This is a genomic window from Acinetobacter pittii ATCC 19004 = CIP 70.29 (genome assembly GCF_000369045.1).
Lineage (GTDB): Bacteria > Pseudomonadota > Gammaproteobacteria > Pseudomonadales > Moraxellaceae > Acinetobacter > Acinetobacter pittii.
Window position 1 is genome coordinate 367,346 of record NZ_KB849797.1, and the last position, 24,209, is coordinate 391,554.

At 40.6% G+C, this 24,209-nt stretch carries 19 protein-coding genes and 5 tRNA genes; 1 reads left to right on the forward strand and 23 read right to left on the reverse strand.

The features are described 5' to 3' along the window. Positions 1-85: 85 nt before the first annotated feature. The 5 genes from htpG to ephD all read right to left on the reverse strand — a co-directional run bounded on the left by htpG (position 86) and on the right by ephD (position 5,972). A complete protein-coding gene (gene htpG / locus F928_RS20360) occupies positions 86-2,005 on the reverse strand; it encodes a molecular chaperone HtpG (RefSeq protein ID WP_005079391.1) in 1,920 nt (639 codons plus the stop codon). A gap of 101 nt (positions 2,006-2,106) precedes the next feature. Continuing rightward, complete coding sequence (locus F928_RS20365; protein ID WP_001060531.1) at positions 2,107-2,460, reverse strand: lysozyme inhibitor LprI family protein; 354 nt, start codon at positions 2,458-2,460, stop codon at positions 2,107-2,109. A 187-nt stretch (positions 2,461-2,647) separates the two neighbouring features. Further along, entirely contained in the window at positions 2,648-3,238 is a 591-nt protein-coding gene (locus F928_RS20370; protein WP_005079395.1) for an OmpW/AlkL family protein, read from the reverse strand. 329 nt (positions 3,239-3,567) lie between these two features. After that, positions 3,568-4,992 (reverse strand): Na+/H+ antiporter family protein, encoded by a 1,425-nt coding sequence (locus tag F928_RS20375; protein WP_002114813.1) that lies wholly within the window; start codon positions 4,990-4,992, stop codon positions 3,568-3,570. Positions 4,993-5,093: 101 nt separating this feature from the next. Further along, positions 5,094-5,972, reverse strand: coding sequence for an alpha/beta fold hydrolase (ephD, locus tag F928_RS20380; protein ID WP_078224381.1), 879 nt, complete (start codon positions 5,970-5,972; stop codon positions 5,094-5,096). Positions 5,973-6,089: 117 nt separating this feature from the next. Between ephD and F928_RS20385 the strand changes: the two genes are divergently transcribed. Beyond that, positions 6,090-6,575, forward strand: a complete 486-nt coding sequence (locus F928_RS20385; RefSeq protein WP_005079397.1) for a DUF4442 domain-containing protein — start codon at positions 6,090-6,092, stop codon at positions 6,573-6,575. Positions 6,576-6,615: 40 nt separating this feature from the next. Here F928_RS20385 and F928_RS20390 read toward each other — a convergent pair whose 3' ends face one another. From F928_RS20390 to gph, 18 genes are all read right to left on the reverse strand, one after another. After that, positions 6,616-6,972: a hypothetical protein gene (locus F928_RS20390; RefSeq protein WP_002115127.1), complete on the reverse strand. Its 357-nt coding sequence runs from the start codon at positions 6,970-6,972 to the stop codon at positions 6,616-6,618. 206 nt (positions 6,973-7,178) lie between these two features. Next, entirely contained in the window at positions 7,179-7,544 is a 366-nt protein-coding gene (locus tag F928_RS20395) for a hypothetical protein (protein ID WP_002114930.1), read from the reverse strand. Positions 7,545-7,724: 180 nt separating this feature from the next. After that, positions 7,725-11,918, reverse strand: coding sequence for a DNA-directed RNA polymerase subunit beta' (rpoC, locus tag F928_RS20400; protein ID WP_005079401.1), 4,194 nt, complete (start codon positions 11,916-11,918; stop codon positions 7,725-7,727). Between the two features lie 86 nt (positions 11,919-12,004). Then, complete coding sequence (gene rpoB, locus F928_RS20405) at positions 12,005-16,093, reverse strand: DNA-directed RNA polymerase subunit beta (protein ID WP_002114857.1); 4,089 nt, start codon at positions 16,091-16,093, stop codon at positions 12,005-12,007. Positions 16,094-16,397: 304 nt separating this feature from the next. Further along, positions 16,398-16,769 carry a 50S ribosomal protein L7/L12 gene (gene rplL / locus F928_RS20410; protein WP_001229360.1) on the reverse strand — a complete coding sequence of 124 codons (372 nt, stop codon included), beginning with the start codon at positions 16,767-16,769 and terminating at the stop codon, positions 16,398-16,400. Between the two features lie 42 nt (positions 16,770-16,811). Next, entirely contained in the window at positions 16,812-17,318 is a 507-nt protein-coding gene (rplJ, locus tag F928_RS20415) for a 50S ribosomal protein L10 (protein ID WP_002115099.1), read from the reverse strand. Between the two features lie 310 nt (positions 17,319-17,628). After that, on the reverse strand, positions 17,629-18,324 hold the full coding sequence (rplA, locus tag F928_RS20420; protein WP_005065788.1) for a 50S ribosomal protein L1: 696 nt from the start codon (positions 18,322-18,324) through the stop codon (positions 17,629-17,631). 3 nt (positions 18,325-18,327) lie between these two features. After that, positions 18,328-18,756, reverse strand: coding sequence for a 50S ribosomal protein L11 (gene rplK, locus F928_RS20425; protein ID WP_001074682.1), 429 nt, complete (start codon positions 18,754-18,756; stop codon positions 18,328-18,330). A gap of 109 nt (positions 18,757-18,865) precedes the next feature. Then, positions 18,866-19,399: a transcription termination/antitermination protein NusG gene (nusG, locus tag F928_RS20430; protein ID WP_002115092.1), complete on the reverse strand. Its 534-nt coding sequence runs from the start codon at positions 19,397-19,399 to the stop codon at positions 18,866-18,868. A gap of 7 nt (positions 19,400-19,406) precedes the next feature. Beyond that, positions 19,407-19,847: a preprotein translocase subunit SecE gene (gene secE / locus F928_RS20435; RefSeq protein WP_002114837.1), complete on the reverse strand. Its 441-nt coding sequence runs from the start codon at positions 19,845-19,847 to the stop codon at positions 19,407-19,409. Positions 19,848-19,922: 75 nt separating this feature from the next. Continuing rightward, positions 19,923-19,998 (reverse strand) — tRNA-Trp (locus F928_RS20440). A 60-nt stretch (positions 19,999-20,058) separates the two neighbouring features. After that, positions 20,059-21,249 (reverse strand): elongation factor Tu, encoded by a 1,191-nt coding sequence (gene tuf / locus F928_RS20445; protein ID WP_005065785.1) that lies wholly within the window; start codon positions 21,247-21,249, stop codon positions 20,059-20,061. Between the two features lie 147 nt (positions 21,250-21,396). After that, positions 21,397-21,471 (reverse strand) — tRNA-Thr (locus F928_RS20450). A 13-nt stretch (positions 21,472-21,484) separates the two neighbouring features. After that, positions 21,485-21,560: transfer RNA gene (locus F928_RS20455), tRNA-Gly, on the reverse strand. A gap of 37 nt (positions 21,561-21,597) precedes the next feature. Beyond that, positions 21,598-21,681, reverse strand: a tRNA-Tyr gene (locus F928_RS20460). 54 nt (positions 21,682-21,735) lie between these two features. Continuing rightward, a tRNA-Thr gene (locus F928_RS20465) sits at positions 21,736-21,811 on the reverse strand. Between the two features lie 98 nt (positions 21,812-21,909). Continuing rightward, positions 21,910-23,403: an anthranilate synthase component I gene (gene trpE / locus F928_RS20470; RefSeq protein WP_005079406.1), complete on the reverse strand. Its 1,494-nt coding sequence runs from the start codon at positions 23,401-23,403 to the stop codon at positions 21,910-21,912. A gap of 108 nt (positions 23,404-23,511) precedes the next feature. Beyond that, positions 23,512-24,180, reverse strand: coding sequence for a phosphoglycolate phosphatase (gph, locus tag F928_RS20475; protein ID WP_005079407.1), 669 nt, complete (start codon positions 24,178-24,180; stop codon positions 23,512-23,514). Between the last annotated feature and the right edge of the window lie 29 nt (positions 24,181-24,209).

Below are 24,209 nucleotides of genomic sequence, written 5' to 3' on the forward strand. Positions count from 1 at the left end.
ACAAAAATCATCAGGTTGTGGATAACTCTTTCTTTATCCACAAAAAAGCCCCTGACAGTTCAGAGGCTTTTTTTATATCAAAAAATTATTTCAACAATAAGCTATTAATGCGTTTCACGTAAGCTGCTGGGTCTTCAGGTAAACCACCTTCAGCAATCACAGCCTGATCGAAAATCACATTTGCCAAGTCATCAAATTGCTCTGAGCCTTCAAGTTTTTTCACTAAAGGATGCTCAGGGTTAATTTCTAAAATTGGCTTAATTTCAGGTACGGCTTGCCCCGCTTGTTTAAGCATACGAATAAGTTGTGGAGACAACTCACCTTCACTTGTTACTAAACACGCTGGAGAATCAACTAGTCGTGTAGTTACACGTACTTCTTTAGTTTTAGCCTTTAATGAGTCACTTAGTTTCTCAACAACAGGCTTAAACTGTTCAGCTGCTTGCTCAAGTGCTTTCTTCTCTTCAGCATCTTGCAAATCGCCTAAATCAACAGCCCCTTTCGACACATTCTTTAATGGTGTACCGTCAAACTCTTGAACAAAATTCATTGCCCATTCGTCAACACGCTCTGCCATTAATAACACTTCAATGCCTTTTTTCTTAAACAACTCAAGCTGCGGCGAGTTTTTCGCTGCTGCTAGACTGTCAGCAGTCACATAATAGATGGCTTTTTGGCCCTCTTTCATACGTGCCTTATAGTCAGCAAAAGAAGTCGTTACTTCATCATTTGTTGAAGTCGCATAACGTAATAATTTTAAAATACGTTCACGGTTACCAAAGTCTTCGCCCAAGCCTTCTTTAAGTACTGAACCAAACTCACTGTAGAAGGTCTTAAATTTTTCTTGGTCTTTTTCATCTTCCGATTTAGCCAAACCATCAAGTACAGTTAATACACGGCGTGCGTTACCTTCACGAATCGTTTTGACATCACGGCTTTCTTGCAACAACTCACGGCTAACATTAAGCGGTAAATCAGCGCTGTCCACTACACCTTGCACAAAGCGCAAATAGTTTGGAATTAAATTATCCGCATCGTCCATAATAAAGACGCGTTTTACATATAGCTTAATTCCCGCTTTTGCTTCACGTGTAAAAATGTCATGTGGTGCTTTACTTGGAATATAAAGTAATTGGGTATATTCCGTACTACCTTCAACACGGTTATGTGCCCAAGCCAGTGGTGCTTCAAAGTCATGAGTTAAGTTTTTATAGAACTCAATATATTGCTCTTCAGTCACTTCGCTTTTATTACGTGTCCATAAAGCACTTGCCGAGTTAATCGCTTCCCACTCGTCAGTTTTGACCATTTGGCCGCCTTTAGGCTCTTCACCTTCAGCAACCTCTTCTTCTTGCCAAACTTCTTTTTGCATTTCAATTGGCAAGCTAATGTGGTCAGAGTATTTATTAACGATTTGCTTAACTTTATAAGATTCTAAATAATCAAGCGCATCATCACGTAAGTGAAGAATAATGTCAGTACCACGTGACGCCTTATCAATTTGCTGAACTTCAAACTCGCCTGTACCACCACTAATCCAGCGCACCCCTTCAGATGCCTCTAGACCCGCACGGCGTGATTCAACCGTAATCTTGTCGGCAACAATAAAACCTGAGTAAAAACCCACACCAAATTGACCAATCAACTGAGCATCTGCTTTTTGATCACCAGTCAATTTTGACATGAAATCTTTAGTACCTGACTTAGCAATTGTACCTAAGTTATCAATTGCTTCTTGCTGGCTTAAACCAATACCATTATCAGAAATCGTTAACGTTTTATCTTCTTTATTTAAACTGATTCGTACATGTAAGTCTGGATCATTTTCATAATATTCAGGATGATTAATTCCTTCAAAACGTAACTTATCACATGCATCTGATGCATTAGAGATAAGTTCACGTAAGAAAATCTCAGGGTTAGAATAGAGAGAATGCGTCACTAAATGTAAAAGCTGGGCAACTTCTGCTTGGAAACTATAATTTTGTGATGCTTGTTCACTCATAAATCACTCCTTAAATTTTGAAGCTGTTTGTTCTCGAATGCTTTATGAATGGAGTACTTCTAGAATTTTTCAATCCTCAATATTAAAAATTTTTACTCTAATTAAAATGGGCCGTGGCTTAACACCCTATCTTGCAATATCGTATCTAACTGCTTTTGACGTTGTTGGTAAGCTTTGCTAATACAACTGACATTGGCAGCACAAGCATTTCTTTTTTTCAGCCATTGCTGCTGAGTATCTTTCTGGTTATCTCGCCCACCCATAGGTAAAGCATGTAAAACGATTTGATACGTCGTTGCCATTTTTACATCTGCATCATTTAAAGAACGGTTTTTACAAATACTTTTTTCCGTTTTCGTTTTTGCAGCATCACACGAAAAACTTGCAGCTTGTAAATTTTGAGTAAAAGCAATACCGCTCAAAAGTGCTAAACAAATCGCTAATTTGTTATTCATGTTTTTATTCCCATGCTTGTAATGAATAGAAATTAGTTTAGAAAAAAACTTGCAGAAAATATGTGTAAAACTGTCTGTTTTATGCTTTTTTTAGTGCAAATAAAATCCATAAAAAAACCTCACATAAAATATATGTGAGGTGCCTGAGTCTAGGTTTATTATTATATTTTTCTATTTATTATTATGCTTAAAATTTATAGCTATAACCCAAAGTATAAACAAAAGGATTAATATCAAGATCAAACTTGTAGTTAGCAATTGATGGATCAATTGTTACTTCCGGACTAATATCAGCATAACGTACATCTACAAATACACCCCAGTTTTTAGCATCAGCAGGTTGGAAATTAAAACCAACTTGACCTGCCAAACCAAAATCTTCTTTAACCTTTACCGCTGCACCTTCTTCATCCCAAGGAATAAATGCTGTAGCACCAATACCAATATACGGTGTGAAACGTGTAGAGTTTTTAAAATGATATTTTGCAGTAATTGTTGGTGGTAATTGTTTTATACGTGCTGCATTTTTACCATCTAGCAATACATCATGATTAATAGGTGTTGCTAATAATAATTCTGCCGAAAATGGAGACTGACCAAAAAAGTATTCTACTGATGGTGTAAATGCATATTCATGATCTGCTTTTACCACGCCTAAAGGTGTTGTTGTATCTTCAGATGGAGCAATAACACTACCACCAAATTTCACTTGCCAGTTACCAGCAAAAGTAAAAGAAGACATCCCCATTAATGCAATAACCAAAACTTTTTTGAACACTTTAATATCTCCAACCTTATTTATATTTATAATAAACATTTATTTTAAAACCATGCAATACTCATTATAAAATTATTTTATAGTTTATTTTTAAACTACTGTTTTAAATAAAATTATATATTATCCAACTATTTTAATAGGTTTTTATTCCAACCTTATTAATCAAGATTATTTTATATTACCAACCATTTTAATATACTTTTAAATTCCGAGTGTTTTAATATAATTTATTTTGAATACATGTTTTATTTAGACAATAAAAAACCTTCTTAATTTAAATCTAAAGATCGTTATTAAGAAGGTTTACACTTTAATATTTTATAAAAACTTTATAAAACCATTGCAGCGATCCAGCCAAAAATTAATAGCGGAATATTAAAGTGAATAAAGGTAGGTACGACTGTATCCCAAATATGATCGTGTTGCCCATCTACACCTAAACCAGCTGTTGGCCCTAAGGTTGAGTCAGAGGCTGGCGATCCAGCATCACCTAATGCTGCTGCTGTACCAATAAGTGCAATCGTTGCTAATGGTGAGAAACCAAACTGCACACATAAAGGCACATAAATAACAGCTAATACAGGAACACTTGAGAAAGATGAACCAATACCAATTGTCACAAATAAGCCAATACAAAGCATTAGGAAAGCAGCAAGCGCGCGGTTATCTCCAATAATCTCGACTACACCATTTACTAGCTGATTAATATCACCAGTATGAGTCATTACTGAGGCGAAACCGGCAGCAGAAATCATGATGAAGCCCACTAAAGCCATCATTCGCATGCCTTGTACAAAGACATCATCTGCATCTTGCCATTTAAAAATTCCGGCAGTAGATAGAACAGCAAAACCGACTAAACCACCCAAAATCATCGAACCTGAATACAGCTGTGCAGCAAGTGTCAAGCCAATTGCGAGCAGTGCCATCAAGATCGTTTTCTTTGCAATAACTGGTGCTTGCTCTGCTTCATGCTTTAACTCTTCAGCATCTGCTTTTAAGTCGGCTGTTTCAACTTGAGTAGTTGCACGAATAGGTTTATCTAAATCAATCGTAGTCACAGGCGTAATCGCACGATCAGCATAAATTCTTGGTTTACGATAGCTAATAAATACAGCAACCAAGGTGCCTAACACCATACCTAAAACAGGAATAGCCATGCCAATTGGCATCATTGCTCGATCAACATGTAAGCCGTACGCTGCCCCAATTTTGTTGATATTTCCCATCAGAATCTGTTCAAGGAAAATTGCACCAAATCCAACCGGAAGAAAAATATAAGTACCAACCAAACCTAACGTAAGTACACAGGCTGCGGCGCGGCGGTCTAATTTTAAATGGTTCATTACCCGTAACAGTGGCGGAACCAGTACAGGAATAAAGGCAATATGAACTGGAATAAGGTTTTGAGAGAAAATAGCAGAAATTAATAAAATACCTAAGAGGAGATATTTCACTTTAGTCTGACGGCTTTTTCCAGCTTCCATTCCCAATAGACCAATCAGCTTATGGGCAAGTAAATCAGGCAATCCAGATTTTGAAAGTGCCAGAGCAAATGCCCCTAACACTGCATAGGCAAGTGCAACTTCAGCACCATCGCCAAGACCAGCGTTAAAAGCTTCAACGGTTTGAGAAAGGCTTAAACCTGCTACGAGGCCGCCCACAATGGCAGAAACCACTAAAGTCAGTACGACAGAAACGCGCGCCAGTGATAATAAGAACATCACTGCAATCGCAATAACGACAGCATTCATGAATAAGTTCAGAGCAAAACAAAAGGCGATATTCTAGCAGATTCATATCTATGAAGCCGAAAATATCGCCGAATTAACAGTTTTATGCAGTTATTTAACTGTTACGCTTGAGCTTTAATAAACTCACGAATATGAGTTGCTATTTTCTCTGGCTCACTCAGAATGGCCCAGTGATTTGCATTAAGCTCTACATATTCAAATTTTTCAACCCACTTTGGCATGGCCTCAGTGATGTATTCTGGGCTTACAAAAGTATCATATTTTAAAATAACAGCTTTTACTGGACACTGCGCATAACGTTGACGTGGGTCGGTTAAGCGAGGAATAAAATTGGCACGATATAAATTAATGCCATATTTACCATCAGCATTAATATTATTATTTAAAGGTAAATTACTTTTCCTCTCCAACTGAGTAAGAACTTTCCCCCATTTTTCTGGGCTAAAAAGAGACCATACAGTTGGTGCTAATAACGGAAGATGGAATGCCCCGATATACCAAGATTTGGTTAATATTTTTAAGATTTGAGATGGTGAAGATTTAAATTTATCACGTAAAAATAAAGCGGCATGATCAAGACATGGTCCAGAAATGGTGGTGTATGATGATAAACGACCTTTGAACTTAGGCTCGGTGACAGACTCCCAAGACTGAATTGATCCCCAATCATGTGCAGCCATATGGAATTGGCGATTTGGCAATAGCTCATCAACAACTTCTTGGAGATCTAGAGATAAACGCTCTAAACGGTAATCACGTATACGTTTTGGTATAGATGATAAACCAGCTCCACGCACATCGTAAGTAACAATATAGAAGTCATTGATTAAATGCTCAATGATTGATTCCCATACTTCTTGATTGTCTGGATAACCATGTACTAAAACCAAGGGAGTATTTTTTTCGTCACCCCATGTTTTAGCACAAAGCGTTTGTTGATCACTTGTTGTTACTGTATGAACTTTTGGCTGCATAATCATTTCCTATCTTGTTTTTCAATCGATCATGTCGTTAGTCGGATAGAGCATTGCCATCAATATAAAAAAGATGATACTTATCTAGTATGAATACTGTTGCAATAAAAAAAATTGACTATTATGGCTATTTTAAGAAGACTTCAGAACAATCCTACGATTTCAAAATTTCTATTTAATCACTATCCCCCTTATCGTGGCGCAGGGATTTATATTGAAATCATGAATTTAGAACTTTGCCATGTGCGTGTAAAGATGCCGCTGACTTGGAAAAACCAAAATTTAGTCGGTACACATTTTGGTGGAAGCCTTTATTCAATGGTTGACCCATTTTATATGATGATTCTTATGCATCATCTCGGATCAAAATATATTGTTTGGGACAAAGCTGCCGAAATCAATTTTTTGTCCCCTGGTCGAAGTACAGTACATGCAGATATTCGAGTTGATTTAGCTGAAATAGAACAAATTCGTGAACTTGCCGAGAACTATGAACCTGTTTTAAGAACTTATCATCTAAACATTTTTGATGAATCTGGGGTAAGAATTGCAGAGGTTCAGAAAACGCTTTATATCAGACGTAAAAAAGCGAAACCTTTTCCTCAATAAAAATAAGCGCTAAAAGCGCTTATTTTTATTTGTTAATTTTTTATCTTTTCTCTTCAATCGCTGCACCAGCACCACCACCGATTGCACCGCCAATTGCAGCACCAGAGTCACCACCAATCAGTGCTTTACCTACGACTGAACCGATACCAGCACCAATCGCACTCTTAGTCGTTGTCTGTTTACTGCCGCCTTGGGTATTAGAGCCTACGCCTGCACCTACCGCTGCGCCTAAGCCTGCGCCAATACCTCCACCTACATGGTTACCTAAACCACCACCAAGTGCTCCACCTGCTGCTGCTGCACCAATACGTTGGTCAGATGGGCTCATATTTTGGCAGCCTGTGAACATAAGTGTAGACAACATTAAAGCAGAAACTAATCCAATTGTTTTTTTCATGACCGTTCTCACAATGATCTGTTCTAGAGAAAAGAATAATCCCCTTTTATGAGGAATTTGATCAGATTGTGTTATCCGTCTGTCCTAATCGATTGATATTTTGTAAAGCTCTACCTTTTATATTTATTAAGCCAAATTTTAATTATAAAAAAGAAGTCTTTAATCACATAAAGACTTCTATAGTTTAACAATTATTAAGGATATTTTTAGTACTTCCCTTTCTTCTCTTCATAGGCTGCACCGGCACTACCACCCAATGCTCCACCTGTAGCAGCACCAGCGTCACCACCAATAATTGCTCCACCTAATACAGCGCCGACACCAGCACCAATTGCACTATTACGTACGGTTTTACTGCTAGACCCTTTTGCATTAGCCGCAACACCTGCACCGAGTGCCGCTCCTAGACCTGCGCCGATATTACCGCCCACGTGTTTTCCTACCGCACCACCTGCGCCACCACCAATAGCAGCTGAACCAATACGTTGACTTTCTGGGCTTGCATTCTGACAACCAACAAACAAAGTTGTAGAAATCAGGCCAACACTAACAATCATCATCATTTTTTTCATTAGATTTACTCCAGTCTTCATAAGCAGGTAGCCTAATGTGTTTTTGTGGAGTCTTTATCCCGCTTAGGTAATAAAATAATAACTCTTTAATATATTTATGTAATTACAATTTAAAATTGTTATAAATAAATATAAATAAAAAAGGCACCCTAAGGTGCCTTTTTTAGTGCCAGTCTAAACTTAGAATTGTTCAGAGTTTAATGCTTGGCTAAATGCTTGGTCTACTTCGCTGAAGTCATTATGAAGCTCATGCTCTGCAGCTTCTGCTTCTTGGCGACGACGCTCTAAGTGGTACGCAAGACCAGTACCTGCTGGAATCAAGCGACCTACTACAACGTTTTCTTTCAAGCCACGTAAATCATCTTCTTTACCTGTTACAGCCGCTTCAGTTAACACACGAGTTGTTTCCTGGAACGATGCAGCAGAGATGAACGAGTCAGTAGAAAGCGATGCTTTCGTAATACCCATCAATTGACGTTCAAACTTCGCAGGGAACTTGTTCTGAGCCAAGACAGCTTGGTTCTCTTGAACAACGCGGATGTAATCCACTTGCTCGCCTTTAATGAAGCTTGTATCACCGCCATCAGTGATATCAACTTTACGCAACATTTGACGTACGATAACTTCAATGTGCTTATCGTTGATTTTTACACCTTGGAGACGGTAAACGTCTTGAACTTCGTTCACGATGTAGTTAGTTAATGCAACTTCACCTTTCAAGCGCAAGATGTCATGTGGGTTTTGTGGACCATCAGAAATAGTCTCACCACGGTTCACATGCTCGCCTTCGAATACGTTGATTTGACGCCATTTTGGAATCAATTCTTCGTAAATCTCAGAACCATCATCAGGAGTAATTACCAAACGGTTTTTACCCTTAGTCTCTTTACCGAAGCTTACAACACCTGATACTTCAGCAAGAATTGCATGCTCTTTTGGCTTACGCGCTTCGAACAAGTCAGCTACACGCGGAAGACCACCGGTAATATCACGAGTACGTGATGTTTCTTGTGGTACACGACCAATAACGTCACCCACACCAATCGTTTCGCCATCACGGACAGTTACGATTGTATTTTGTGGCAAGAAGTAGAACTGTTCGCTGCCATCTGTTGTATCCAACACGATTGCAGGACGTAAATCTTTACCAGAAGCAGGACGAGCTGTTACAGGCAAGATTTCAACAGTAGTCATACCAGTTGCATCATCAGTTTTCGATGTTGCAGTTACGCCATCAGCGATTTGGCTGAAGCGCGCTTTACCAGCAACTTCTGTTACTAATGGATGTGTATGCGGATCCCAAGTCGCTACGATACCGCCAGCTTCTACAGCTTCACCATCTTTCAACAAGATGCTTGCACCGTAAGGAAGTTTATAACGCTCGCGCTCACGACCTAAATCATCGGCAATACCAATTTCACCTGAACGTGAAACTGAAACCAAATGGCCTTTTGCATGTTGTACAGTTTTCACGTTATGGAAACGTACAGTACCTTTGTTACGTACTTGAACACTGTTCGCAGCAGAAGTTCGGCTCGCAGCACCACCAACGTGGAACGTACGCATCGTTAACTGTGTACCCGGCTCACCGATTGACTGTGCAGCCATTACACCGACTGATTCACCTGGGTTCACCAAGTGACCACGTGCAAGGTCACGACCATAACAACGAGCACAAACACCGAATGTTGATTCACATGCGATTACAGAGCGTACTTTAACTTCATCGACACCAGCTTCTTCAAGCTGAGCTGCGATTTTCTCGTCAATTAACGTACCACGAGGTAATACAACTTCATCATCAGATGCACGACGTACGTCTTCAGCAGTTACACGACCTAATACGCGGTCACGTAATGGCTCGATGACATCACCACCCTGAATGAATGGAGTCATTACTAAACCACCCGCTGTACCACAGTCAGGTTCAGTAATTACCAAGTCTTGCGCTACGTCTACAAGACGACGAGTCAAGTAACCAGAGTTCGCAGTTTTCAATGCTGTATCGGCCAAACCTTTACGCGCACCGTGTGTTGAAATAAAGTACTGAAGTACTGTTAAACCTTCACGGAAGTTCGCTTTAATCGGAGTCTCAATAATCGAGCCATCCGGTTTTGCCATCAAACCACGCATACCAGCAAGCTGACGAATCTGCGCCGCACTACCACGGGCACCCGAGTCAGACATCATATAGATGCTGTTGAATGATTTTTGTTTCTCGTCTTCACCTTGTTTGTTTTTAACAAGTGTATAAGACAAGTTATCCATCATTGCTTTAGCAACTTGGTCGTTTGTACGCGCCCAGATATCGACAACTTTGTTATAACGCTCACCAGCAGTTACGAAACCTTGTTCGAACTGTTGTTCGATTTCACGAACTTCTGTTTCTGCTTTATCAATAATTGTGTGCTTAGTAGGTGGAATGAGCATGTCTTCCATACCTACAGATACACCTGAACGAGTCGCTTGACGGAAGCCCAAGTACATTAATTGGTCAGCAAAGATAACTGTATCTTTCAAACCAAGTTTACGGTAGCAAGAGTTGATCAATTTAGAGATGTTCTTTTTAGTCATCTCAAGGTTGATCATGTCAAAGCTCAAGCCTTGTGGAACAATTTCCCAAAGCAAACAACGACCAGGTGTTGTATCAACAATAATAGTTTGGTGTTCACGTTCACCATTTTCATTGATAACAGTTTGGTGTACACGTACTTTAACACGCGCATGGATCGCAACCTGACCAGTAGCAAGTGCACGGTTTACTTCATGAGTATCCGCGAACACCATGCCTTCACCTTTGGCATTTACAGCATCACGTGTGATGTAGTAAAGACCCAAGACAACGTCCTGAGAAGGAACAATGATTGGCTCACCGTTTGCTGGTGACAAGATGTTGTTTGTTGACATCATCAATGCACGAGCTTCTAACTGTGCTTCAAGTGTCAATGGAACGTGTACCGCCATTTGGTCACCATCGAAGTCGGCGTTAAACGCAGCACAAACGAGTGGGTGAAGACGGATTGCCTTACCTTCAATAAGAATAGGTTCAAATGCTTGAAGACCTAAACGGTGAAGTGTTGGCGCACGGTTCAACATTACTGGGTGTTGACGAATTACAGAAGCAAGAACGTCCCAAACTTCCGGAGTCTCACGCTCAACCATTTTCTTCGCAGCTTTAATGGTTGTTGCCTGACCTGAAGCTTGTAATTTCGCGAAAATGAATGGCTTGAATAATTCAAGTGCCATTTTCTTCGGAAGACCACATTGGTGAAGACGTAAAGTAGGACCTACAGTAATTACCGAACGACCAGAATAGTCAACACGCTTACCTAATAAGTTCTGACGGAAACGACCTTGTTTACCTTTGATCATATCTGCCAAAGATTTTAATGGACGCTTGTTAGAACCAGTAATTGCACGACCACGACGACCGTTATCAAGCAATGCATCTACAGATTCTTGTAACATACGTTTTTCGTTACGTACGATGATATCTGGAGCAGCAAGGTCAAGAAGACGCTTCAAACGGTTGTTACGGTTAATGACACGACGGTATAAATCGTTCAAGTCAGAAGTCGCGAAACGACCACCTTCAAGTGGAACTAATGGACGTAAATCAGGTGGAAGTACCGGAAGTACATTCATCACCATCCATTCTGGCTTGTTGTTTGAATCTTTGAATGCTTCCATCAATTTCAAGCGCTTAGATGCTTTTTTCAACTTCGTTTCAGAAGTTGTTTGAGGAATTTCTTCACGTAAACGTGCGATTTCAGCTTCAAGATCGATATCTTTCAACAAGTCCTGAACCGCTTCTGCACCCATTTTCGCAGTGAATTCATCACCGTGTTCTTCAAGTGCATTGAAGTATTCTTCGTCTGTTAAAAGTTGATACTTTTCAAACGGAGTCATACCTGGGTCAGTTACAACGTATGATTCGAAATACAATACACGTTCGATATCACGAAGTGTCATATCTAATAATAAACCGATACGGCTCGGTAACGATTTTAAGAACCAGATATGTGCAACTGGAGAAGCAAGTTCAATGTGACCCATACGTTCACGACGAACTTTCGCTGTAGTTACTTCAACGCCACATTTTTCACAAATGACGCCTTTGTATTTCATACGCTTGTATTTACCACACAAGCATTCGTAATCTTTTACTGGACCAAAAATTTTGGCACAGAACAAACCGTCACGTTCTGGTTTAAAAGTACGGTAGTTAATTGTCTCAGGTTTTTTAACTTCACCATGAGACCATGACTTAATCATTTCTGGTGACGCAAGACCAATACGGATACGGTCAAACTCAATTGGTGCATGACCATCTGAGTCCGTTTTCTTACGCATGATATCGAGCAAGTCTTTCAATTTTTTTCTCCGTGTGTCGGGAAGCAATGCTTACCCGACTGGGTCACAAATATTGTTTTTACCTAAAAAATCGTGAGTCTTACGACTTAATCACCATTTTTCAGTTCAATGTTGATACCTAAAGAACGGATCTCTTTGGTCAATACGTTGAACGATTCAGGCATACCCGGATCCATATAATGGTTACCATCTACAATATTCTTATAGATGCGTGTACGACCTTCAACGTCATCCGACTTAACAGTTAACATCTCTTGGAGAGTATATGCTGCGCCGTAAGCTTCGAGTGCCCAGACCTCCATCTCACCGAAACGCTGACCACCGAATTGTGCTTTACCACCAAGCGGTTGCTGTGTAACAAGAGAGTAAGAACCAGTTGAACGCGCATGCATCTTGTCATCAACCAAGTGGTTCAATTTGAGCATGTACATGTAACCTACAGTTACAGGACGATCAAACTGTTCACCAGTACGGCCATCAAACAATACTGTTTGACCTGTACGAGAGATACCAGCTAACTCAAGCAAGTCTTTAATTTGACTTTCTTCAGCACCATCGAATACAGGAGTAGCCAAAGGTACACCAGCACGTAAGTTGCCTGAAAGTGCCAAGACTTCAGCATCAGTTAAGCTATCAAGATCTTCTTGCTCACCACCGACTTTGTTATAAATCTTGTCTAAGAATTCACGCAGTTCTAAAACTGTACGCTGTTCTTTCAACATTTTCTCGATTTTATCACCAAGCCCTTTAGCCGCCATACCTAAGTGAGTCTCAAGAATCTGACCCACGTTCATACGAGATGGTACGCCCAACGGGTTCAATACGATATCTACTGGTACACCGTTAGCATCGTGTGGCATGTCTTCAACAGGTAAGATGTTAGATACAACACCCTTGTTACCGTGACGACCAGCCATCTTATCACCAGGCTGAATACGACGTTTAACAGCTAAGTAAACTTTAACAACTTTCAATACGCCAGTTGTTAATTCATCACCTGTTGCAAGCTTACGTTTCTTCTCAGCGAATTTCTCGTCAATTTCTGCGCTCTTTTCTTTTAAGAACACTTGAATTTGAGTTAAACGCTCAGCGATTGCTTCATCTGCCGGTTGAATTTCAAGTAAATCAACAAGCTCTAAACCAGATAACACTTCTTCAACGAGTTTGTCACCACGTTTAGTTGAACCACCGCCATTAGACTCTTGGCCTTTAAGCAAACGAATTACACGCTCACGAGCTGCTTCTTCAAAGATCTTGTATTCTTCTTTCAAGTCTTTACGGTAAGCATCAAGTTGTGCTTTTTCGATCGCCAATGCACGGTCATCTTTCTCTAAGCCATCACGAGTGAAGACTTGAACATCGATAACTGTACCTTTTGTACCAGATGGAACACGTAAAGATGAATCTTTAACGTCAGCTGCTTTCTCACCAAAGATTGCACGAAGCAATTTTTCTTCAGGAGTTAACTGAGTTTCACCTTTAGGCGTTACTTTACCAACAAGAATGTCACCTGCTGTAACTTCAGCACCGATATAAACGATACCTGATTCATCAAGTTTAGAAAGTGCAGCTTCACCAACGTTAGGAATATCGGCAGTAATTTCTTCTGCACCTAACTTAGTATCACGCGCTACACAAGATAATTCTTGAATATGAATAGAAGTTAAACGGTCTTCTTGAAGTACGCGCTCAGATAATAAGATCGAGTCTTCATAGTTGTAACCATTCCAAGTCATGAACGCAACGCGCATGTTTTGACCAAGCGCAAGCTCACCCATATCTGTAGACGGACCGTCTGCCAAGATATCACCGCGAGCAACTTTGTCGCCCAAATTCACGATAATATTTTGGTTGATACAAGTGTTTTGGTTAGAACGCGTATATTTAATGAGGTTGTAGATATCTACACCCGCCTCACCAGCGATCATTTCATCTTCGTTTACACGAATAACGATACGAGAAGCATCTACGTATTCAATTGCACCACCACGGTTTGCGATCACACACACACCTGAGTCACGTGCAACGTTCGCTTCCATACCTGTACCTACAAGCGGTTTATCCGCACGTAGAGTAGGAACTGCCTGACGTTGCATGTTTGAACCCATAAGCGCACGGTTCGCGTCATCGTGTTCAAGGAATGGAATAAGTGATGCAGCAACAGATACAACTTGCTGAGCAGAAACGTCCATATGCGTCACTTTTTCAGGTGGCATACGTACGAATTCACCTTGATGACGAACAGAAACAAACTCTTCTGTTAGGTTGCCATCTTTATCTACTGCAGAATCGGCCTGTGCAATAACAGTACCTACTTCTTCAATCGCAGAAAGGTATTCAACTGCATCAGTTACTCGACCATCTACTACTTTACGGTAAGGTGTTTCCAAGAAACCGAAGTCATTTGCTTTTGCATATACAGAAAGCGAGTTGATCAAACCAATGTTTGGACCTTCCGGCGTTTCAATTGGACATACACGACCATAGTGAGTTTGATGTACGTCACGTACTTCAAAGCCCGCACGTTCACGTGTTAAACCACCAGGCCCAAGCGCTGATACACGACGCTTATGCGTAATCTCAGATAATGGGTTGTTTTGGTCCATGAACTGAGATAATTGGCTTGAACCAAAGAATTCTTTGATTGCAGCTGCAACTGGTTTAGCGTTAATTAGATCTTGTGGAGACAAGTTATCAGTTTCTGCTTGGCTTAAACGTTCTTTAACAGCACGTTCAACACGTACCAAACCAACACGGAATTGGTTTTCAGTCATTTCACCAACAGAACGTACACGACGGTTACCCAAGTGATCGATATCGTCGACTTCACCTTTACCGTTACGGATTTCAACTAATGTACGTAATACATCAATGATATCTTCGTGCGATAAAATACCTTCTACTTCACGTGACTTCTGGTCAGTACCAACTTCGTATGGACGACCCAAACGACGGTTGAACTTCATACGACCTACTGGAGATAAGTCATAACGCTCAGAAGAGAAGAATAAGTTATTGAATAAGTTTTCAGCAGCTTCTTTTGTTGGCGGCTCGCCTGGACGCATTACTTTATAAATTTCAACTAATGCTTCTTCACGACCAGCCGTTGTATCTGCACGTAAAGTGTCAGCAACAAACGAACCACGGTCAATATCGTTCGTAAACAAGATATTGAACTGTTTAACACCACCTTCTGCCAACTTCACCATAACTTCATGGCTTAACAAAGTATTCGCAGCAATTACCTCACCATCACGCAAAGTAATATTTTCAGCAGTGATACGCTCATATAAGTATTCATCAGGAACTGAAAGTTTTGTTAAACCAGCAGCTTCCATTTGACGTACGTGACGAGCATTAATACGTTTACCTTGCTCAACAATAACTTTGCCGTCATTGTCAGCAATATCAAATTGAGCCATTTCCCCACGTAAACGTTCAGGTACTAGGTCAATCTGGTAGCTACCCATATCAAGATACACAGGTACTTTTTCATAGAACAAATTCAAGATTTGTTCGTTGTTATAACCTAGTGCACGTAACACAACAGTAGCAAGTAATTTACGACGACGGTCAATACGTACGTAAACTAAGTCTTTTGCATCAAATTCAAAGTCTAACCATGAACCACGGTAAGGAATGATACGTGCTGAATACAACACTTTACCACTTGAGTGGGTTTTACCTTTATCGTGATCAAAGAAAACGCCTGGTGAACGATGTAATTGAGATACGATTACACGCTCAGTACCATTAATGACGAATGTACCGTTTTCAGTCATGAGTGGAATTTCACCCATATAGACTTCTTGTTCTCTTACGTCTTTAATTGATTTAGTTTCGCGATCTTTAATAATCAAACGAATTTTAACGCGCATTGGTGCCGCATAAGTCGAACCACGAAGAATACATTCGCGTACATCGAACTCAGGTTTACCAAGGCTATACTCAACAAATTCTAAAGCAGCATTGCCAGAATAACTTTCGATAGGAAAAACTGAACGAAATGCGGCTTGGAGACCGATATCTTCGCGGTTTTTTGGAGTTTTGCCATCTTGCAAGAATGTTCTGTACGAATCGACCTGAATCGATAGTAAGTACGGTGCATCCATTACTTGGGGCAATTTACCAAAATTCTTACGGATCCGTTTCTTTTCGGTATATGAGTATGCCATCTGGAGTCCTCGGAAAGTAAACCAAGCCCGCCTGCAGAACGGGCTCAGAAGGAATTACGCAGGCCGATATGGCCACCACTGTTTACAAATGCTGCAATTTTTAGTGGTATAAAAACGCTTAACAATATTTTTAAAAAAGAAAAATATTGGTAAACATTTGAAATTACTTGTTTTATTTGAATTTTTCTAAAAAACAAACAAAACTAACAAAAATCGAGCCGATTATTGTAACGCAAAAAGGCTGATGACCCAAGAGCCATCAGCCATTTTATGGAGCCGATTTAAAAACCGACTCCTTTTACAATTACTTAAGTGTAACTGTAGCACCAGCTTCTTCAAGTTTCTTCTTAAGTTCTTCGCCTTCTTCTTTAGAAACGCCTTCTTTAAGAACTTGAGGAGCACCTTCAACTAGGTCTTTAGCTTCTTTAAGACCAAGGCCAGTTGCTTCACGAACTGCTTTAATTACAGCTACTTTGTTAGCACCGAAAGAAGTCAACTCAACGTTGAATTCAGATTGTTCTTCAGCAGCAGCAGCAGCGCCACCAGCTGGAGCAGCAACAGCAACAGCTGCAGCTGAAACGTTGAATTTCTCTTCGAAAGCAGAAATTAATTCAACAAGTTCAAGAACAGTTTTTTCAGCAACTGCGTTTAAGATTTCTTCGTTAGTTAAAGCCATGAGAATAACTCCAAATGGATATTGAATGGTGTGTAAAATTGATTAAGCAGCTTCTGACTCGTTTTTCTCTTTGAGCGCTGTAATAAGGCGACCCAATTTCGAAATAGGAGCTTGAAGGACAGAGGCAAGCATAGTAAGAGCTTTCTCTTGGTTCGGAAGGTTTGCAATTACGCTAACGTCAGCACCTTGATAAACTTTGCCGTCAAATGCAGCAGCTTTTAACTCAAATGCTTTGTTAGTTTTAGCAAAATCTTCGAACAAACGTGCAGCTGCACCCATGTCATCTTCAGAAGTTGAAAAACCTAGAATTGTTGGACCAACAAGGTTGTCGTTCAAGATATTGAATTGAGTATCTTGAAGTGCGCGTTTAGCCAAAGTGTTACGTACAATACGTGTAGAAACACCTAACTTACGAGCTTCAACACGAAGTGTTGTTAATTGCTCTACGCTTAAGCCTTGGTAGTCAGCAACAACGGCTGCAAACGCCTTAGAAGCAACTTCACTTACTTCCGCAACGATCTGTTTTTTGTCTTCAATAAGAAGAGCCATTGTAAAACCTCCTAAGGTGATTTATGTACCCAATGGGCACACTCCCAATTCGTAAGCCTTTCGACTTACACGCGGAGGAGGAACAAATCACACCACCGCGTCTACGCAGGCTGGTTTATTAAGAAAAGTGCTATTCAAAAATGACATCTCTTCGCCTGAGGTCTTTGACGCTGATAAATTCTCATTTATCAATTCAAAGTCCGCCTGACGGGTAAGGGATAAAGCTTTGCCCTACCCAACCAAATAGAAAATATTTCTATTTAAGCTCTGTCCCCAATCAGGACTTTAAAATTCTTTACTAAGTCTAAACTTAGTTAGAAACGTTATTTACATCAACAGTAAGACCAGGACCCATAGTTGAGCTCAAAGTGATCTTTTTGATGTATACACCTTTAGAAGTTGCAGGTTTTAACTTTTTCAAGTCAGCAACTAAGGTTTCAACGTTTTGACGGATAGCAGCAGCATCAAAGCCTAATTGACCGATCGCAGCATGGATAATACCCGCTTTGTCTACACGGTAACGAGCCTGACCAGATTTAGCGTTTTTAACAGCATTCGCTACGTCAGGAGTTACAGTACCAACTTTAGGGTTTGGCATTAAACCACGTGGACCAAGAATTGTACCGAGCTTACCAACAACACGCATAGCGTCAGGAGCAGCGATTACAACATCAAAGTCAAGGTTTCCACCTTGGATGCTTTCAGCAAGGTCATCAAAACCTACAACATCAGCACCAGCTTCTTTAGCAGCTTCTGCTTGCGCACCTTGAGCAAATACAGCTACACGTACAGTTTTACCAGTACCTGCAGGTAATGTAGTTGCGCCACGAACAACCTGATCAGATTTACGTGGGTCTACACCAAGATTTACAGCTACATCCAAAGATTCTTTGAACTTTGCAGCAGGCAGGCTGTTAAGAACTTGTACTGCTTCTTCCAAAGTGTAAACTTTGTTTGCTTCAACAGCAGCAGCAATGGCTTTTTGACGTTTAGTTAACTTTGCCATGTCTTATAGCTCCACTTCCAAGCCCATAGAACGTGCAGAACCAGCGATGGTACGAACACGTGCGTCTAAATCAGCACCAGTTAAATCCGGTTCTTTAGTAGTCGCAATTTCTTCTAACTGAGCACGAGTCAACTTACCAACTTTAGTTTTGTTTGGTACAGATGAACCCTTTTGAATACCAGCAGCTTTCTTAAGAAGAATAGAAGCTGGAGGAGTTTTCATGATGAATGTGAACGACTTGTCGTTGTACACAGTAATCACTACAGGAATTGGAAGACCTGGTTCAACTTTTTGTGTAGCAGCATTGAATTCTTTACAGAATGCCATGATGTTTACACCACGTTGACCTAATGCAGGACCAATTGGTGGAGATGGATTTGCTTTACCAGCTGGAACTTGCAGCTTGATATAGCCGTCAATCTTCTTAGCCATTTTAAAATACCTCTGGGTACAAACGCCGCTAGGCTCCCCAATCTTTACGCAACACTACTGTTACAACAACAATGCCCGATAAAATCGGGCGCTTTTCAACCAATTGAGATTAAATCGTTTTTTCGACTTGGCGAAACTCGAGTTCAACCTGAGTTGGTCGATTAAATACATTAATCGTCAACGTTAAACGTGACTTATCGTATTGAACTTCTTCCACCACACCTTTAAAGTCTGTGAATGGACCGTCAATAACAAGTAATTCTTCACCTGGCTCAAACATCGTTTTAGGACGTGGCGCTTCACCAGTATTACGTACACGCGCAAGAATCGCATCTGCTTCACGTTGAGTGATTGGTGCTGGTTTTTCAGGTGTACCACCGATAAAACCTAGAACCTTTGGACATTCTTTAACGATATGCCAAGTATCATCATTCATTTCCATTTCGACTAACACATAGCCAGGAAAGAATTTACGCTCAGATTTACGTTTCTTACCATCCTTCATTTCTACCACTTCTTCGGTAGGAACAAGGACATCACCAAAGCTATCGGCAACAGCGCTACGCTGGATTCGTTCTGTAAGTGAACGCATCACTTGTTTTTCATAGCCAGAGTAGGCATGAATAATGTACCAACGTTTCATAGCTCTTTTACCCGATAATCAACTTAATTAACCAACCCAAACCATAGTCAAAGCACCATAAAACCAATGATGCAACAACTACAACCAATAGAACCTGCCACGATGTAGTGACTGTTTCTTGTTTTGTTGGCCAAGTTACTCGACGCAATTCGACTCGTGCATCTTTTAGCAAGCGAACGAAGCCTTTACCTTGATGGGTGGCGTATAATAAACCTAAAGCCACAACGATACAAGCAAAAATTGCCCCAACACGCACCCAAACATTATTTGCAGGTGCCCAATACGCTGGCAAATGCTGATTCACCATGGTAGCTAAAAGCAACAATGCTATTGCTATCACCCATAGAACAATATCTAAAGGCGAACCAGAACGAACAACTTCAGCAGAATTATTTCTTTGAGGAATTGGCGCGTCGCTCAATGCGTCACGCGATTTATCATTCGACATTTTTGTACTCGTCGTAGAACTCGCGACTTATTATATGAACAACTAAGCCAGCATCAAGCTTTTTATTTCAAAATATGGCAGGTCAGGAGGGACTCGAACCCCCAACATTCGGTTTTGGAGACCGACGCTCTACCAATTGAACTACTGACCTATAATGCAAGTTGAGAGCCAAAGCCCTCAACCTGAGACATAATCCGTCACTATAATATGCTTATGCAGTTACTTTCGCAACAACACCAGCACCTACAGTACGACCACCTTCACGGATCGCAAAACGTAGACCTGGGTCCATTGCGATTGGGTGGATTAATTCTACTGACATTTCAACGTTGTCGCCTGGCATAACCATTTCAACGCCGTCTTGTAACTGGATTGCACCAGTTACGTCAGTTGTACGGAAGTAGAACTGTGGACGGTAACCATTTAAGAATGGAGTGTGACGACCACCTTCTTCTTTAGAAAGTACGTATACTTCTGCGTCGAATTTAGTGTGCGGCTTGATTGTACCTGGTTTAGCAAGTACTTGACCACGTTGCACGTCTTCACGCTTAGTACCACGAAGTAAGATACCACAGTTCTCACCTGCACGGCCTTCGTCAAGAAGTTTACGGAACATTTCTACGCCAGTTACAGTTGTTTTAACTGTATCTTTAATACCAACGATCTCTACTTCTTCACCAACTTTAACGATACCAGCTTCTACACGGCCTGTTACTACAGTACCACGACCAGAAATTGAGAATACGTCTTCGATTGGCATTAAGAATGCTTTATCGATAGCACGTTCTGGTTCTGGGATGTAAGAGTCAAGCGCTTCAACAAGAGCAAGAACTGAAGACTCACCATATTGACCAGCATCGCCTTCCAACGCTTTAAGCGCAGAACCACGGATAACTGGAGTGTCATCACCAGGGAAGTCATAAGTAGAAAGAAGTTCACGAACTTCCATTTCTACTAATTCAAGTAATTCTTCATCATCAACAAGGTCACACTTGTTCAAGAATACGATGATGTAAGGTACACCAACCTGACGAGAAAGAAGGATGTGTTCACGAGTTTGTGGCATTGGACCGTCAGTCGCAGCACACACAAGGATCGCGCCGTCCATCTGAGCAGCACCAGTAATCATGTTTTTAACGTAATCGGCGTGGCCCGGGCAGTCAACGTGCGCGTAGTGACGAATTGGAGAATCGTATTCTACGTGTGAAGTATTAATTGTAATACCACGTGCTTTTTCTTCAGGTGCTGAGTCGATTTGTGAGTAATCTTTCGCTTCACCGCCGTAAGTTTTTGCACAAATTGTTGCAATCGCAGCAGTTAAAGTTGTTTTACCATGGTCAACGTGACCGATTGTGCCCACGTTTACGTGTGGCTTATTACGTTCAAACTTAGCCTTAGCCATGTTTATAGTCCTCGTTTACGTCGAACACAATTCTGAGCAAAAACTCAGCATCGACATATCGCCTAAAAAATCAAACACCCAATACTTGAAAAGCAGACTAATAAGCCTGCTTTTTAAATCTTTGTAGAAAATCTACTAAACTGTATCTGGAGCTCTTATCGAGATTTGAACTCGAGACCTCTCCCTTACCAAGGGAGTGCTCTACCACTGAGCTATAAGAGCGATTATCCTTCGATGGAGCGGGAGACGAGGATCGAACTCGCGACATGCAGCTTGGAAGGCTGCCGCTCTACCAACTGAGCTACTCCCGCACTGTGTTGGTATATATACCACTTCAATCGAAGTTAATGGTGGTGAGAGAAGGATTCGAACCTTCGAAACTTTCGTAGCGGAGTTACAGTCCGCCCCCTTTGACCGCTCGGGAATCTCACCATATCACACTTATTTCAGTGTTGTTCTTTACTTCACAACTACACACCTTTAAGATGGTGCCGGCACACGGATTCGAACTGTGGACCTACTGATTACAAGTCAGTTGCTCTACCAACTGAGCTATGCCGGCTCTTCTTAGTGTTTCGTACGTTTCGTATCGGAACGGTGTGCAGTTTAGCAAAACTTCCAAACGATGCAAGCGGTTTTTTAAAAAAAACCGCTAAAAACTCATAAAATCAATCCGTTTGATGATAATTCAACCGCTTTGATCACTGCGCGAGCTTTTATTTGCGTTTCATTCCATTCAGATTCAGGATTTGAGTCCGCTACCAAGCCTGCTCCAGCCTGCACATACACTTTTTTATCTCGAATAACACAAGTACGGATTGCAATCGACATATCCATTTCGCCGTGCCATCCTAAATATCCCACTGCCCCACCAAACACACCTCTTTTCACAGGCTCAACTTCATCAATAATTTCCATTGCACGAATTTTTGGTGCACCCGATAAAGTACCTGCTGGGAAAGTTGCTTTAAATACATCTAGCGCATCGATATCGTCACGAACTTCGCCTTGCACATTTGAGACAATGTGCATGACATGTGAATAGCGTTCAATCACCATTTGATCCGTTACTTGGACCTTACCTATTTTTGATACGCGTCCCACATCATTTCGACCAAGGTCAATCAACATTAAATGCTCAGCGATTTCTTTTTCGTCAGAAAGCAAATCTTTTTCTAGCGCAATATCTTCTTCTTTAGTTTTACCACGCGGTCTGGTCCCCGCTAAAGGCCGAACTGTAGCAATGCCATTTTCCAAACGAGAAAGAATTTCTGGCGACGACCCTACAATATGGAATGGCTTTTTATCAGTAATCGTTTGCCCTTGTACCAAGAATAAATAAGGCGATGGGTTCAAATGACGTAAAGCACGATAAACCTGTAAAGCCTCCCCATCGAAATCAGAAACCATACGCTGCCCTGGAACAACCTGCATCACATCACCAGCACGTATATATTCTTTAACTTTTTCAACTGTCTCTAAGAATTTCGCTTTACCAGTAATTGATTCAAAATGTGGAGGTGTATGTGGCTTAGCTTGCAAACTAACTGGAGTAGCTAACAACTGCTCTAATTGATCTAATTTTTGCTGAGCGTCTTCATAAGCATTGCTCTGCTCTGTATCCGCATGAACAATTAAAAATAAAGTATCTTTAAGGTTATCAAAGACTATGACTGTCTTTGATAGCATTAACCATAAATCCGGCAATGTAATTGGGTCAGCTGTAGGAACATTCTTTAAACGTGGCTCGATATAACGGACTGCGTCGTAGCCTAAATAACCTACTAATCCGCCCGTAAAACTCGGTAAGTTTGGCAAGAGCTCAGCAGATGGCACTTTAAATTGCTTCTGAAATTCACGAATATACTGAAATGGGTCTTGGCAATCTTGTTGTGTAATTGAGCCATCAGCATGTTGTATAGACAGAACACCTGCATTACATGAGAAAACCGTCGACTCACCTAAACCAATCATAGAATAGCGTGCCCAATTTTCGCCACCTTCGACTGACTCAAATAAATAAGCTTGTGTATGGTCTTTAAAACGAGCAAAAACAGATAAAGGAGTTTCTGTGTCTGCTAAGCGTTGGCGATAAACTGGAATCGTGTTGTAACCAGCAGCCTTGAGTTGCTCGAATTGCGCTAATGTTGTCATGAATTTTCTCTAATATGGTTTCGATTTAAAAGTGTGTTTTTCTAGATTCGGTTTAGACACGCCATCGAAAAACCATACGCTTATTCATTCTGATCTCCATTTCATTCATTAGATAATTAACTCAGCAAGACTATCAACAACTTGCTGAGGTTGGCAATCATAGATATTTTCTCCATGATTATAGCCATAGCTGACCACAATACAATCAATTCCAGCACGACGCGCAGCCTCAATATCATTACTTGAATCGCCAATCATTAACGATTGTGAAGCAGATATTTTTAGGCTTTGCATGCAATGCAATAATGGCAATGGATGAGGCTTTCTCTCTGGTAAGCTATCCCCACCAAGTACGACTTGAAAATATGGAGAGAGCTGTAAAGCATCAAGCAAACCTTGAGCAAGTTGTACAGGCTTATTGGTAACGCATGCCATTTGTATATTCAAAGTTTTACAATGTTTTAAAAACTCGGTTACACCAGGATAAATTTGAGTATTTACACAGAGTTCTACACTATATATATCAATAAATTTTTGTAATAAGACTTTGTGCTGTTCAGGATCTAATTTTCCAAAAATATGAAGCAGAACACTTTCACAGAGTTTTGAAGCTCCTTTACCCACCCATTCTCGTATTTGAACTTCTGTTACCAATGGCCAACTTAGCGCCTCTAAACTTAAATTCATAGACCGATACAAATCAGCAGCAGAATCAACCAACGTCCCATCTAGATCAAATAAAATTAAATCGCGCTTACTTAGTTGTGCAACAGACATCTTTTTTCTACTCAAAATTAAAAAGGCAT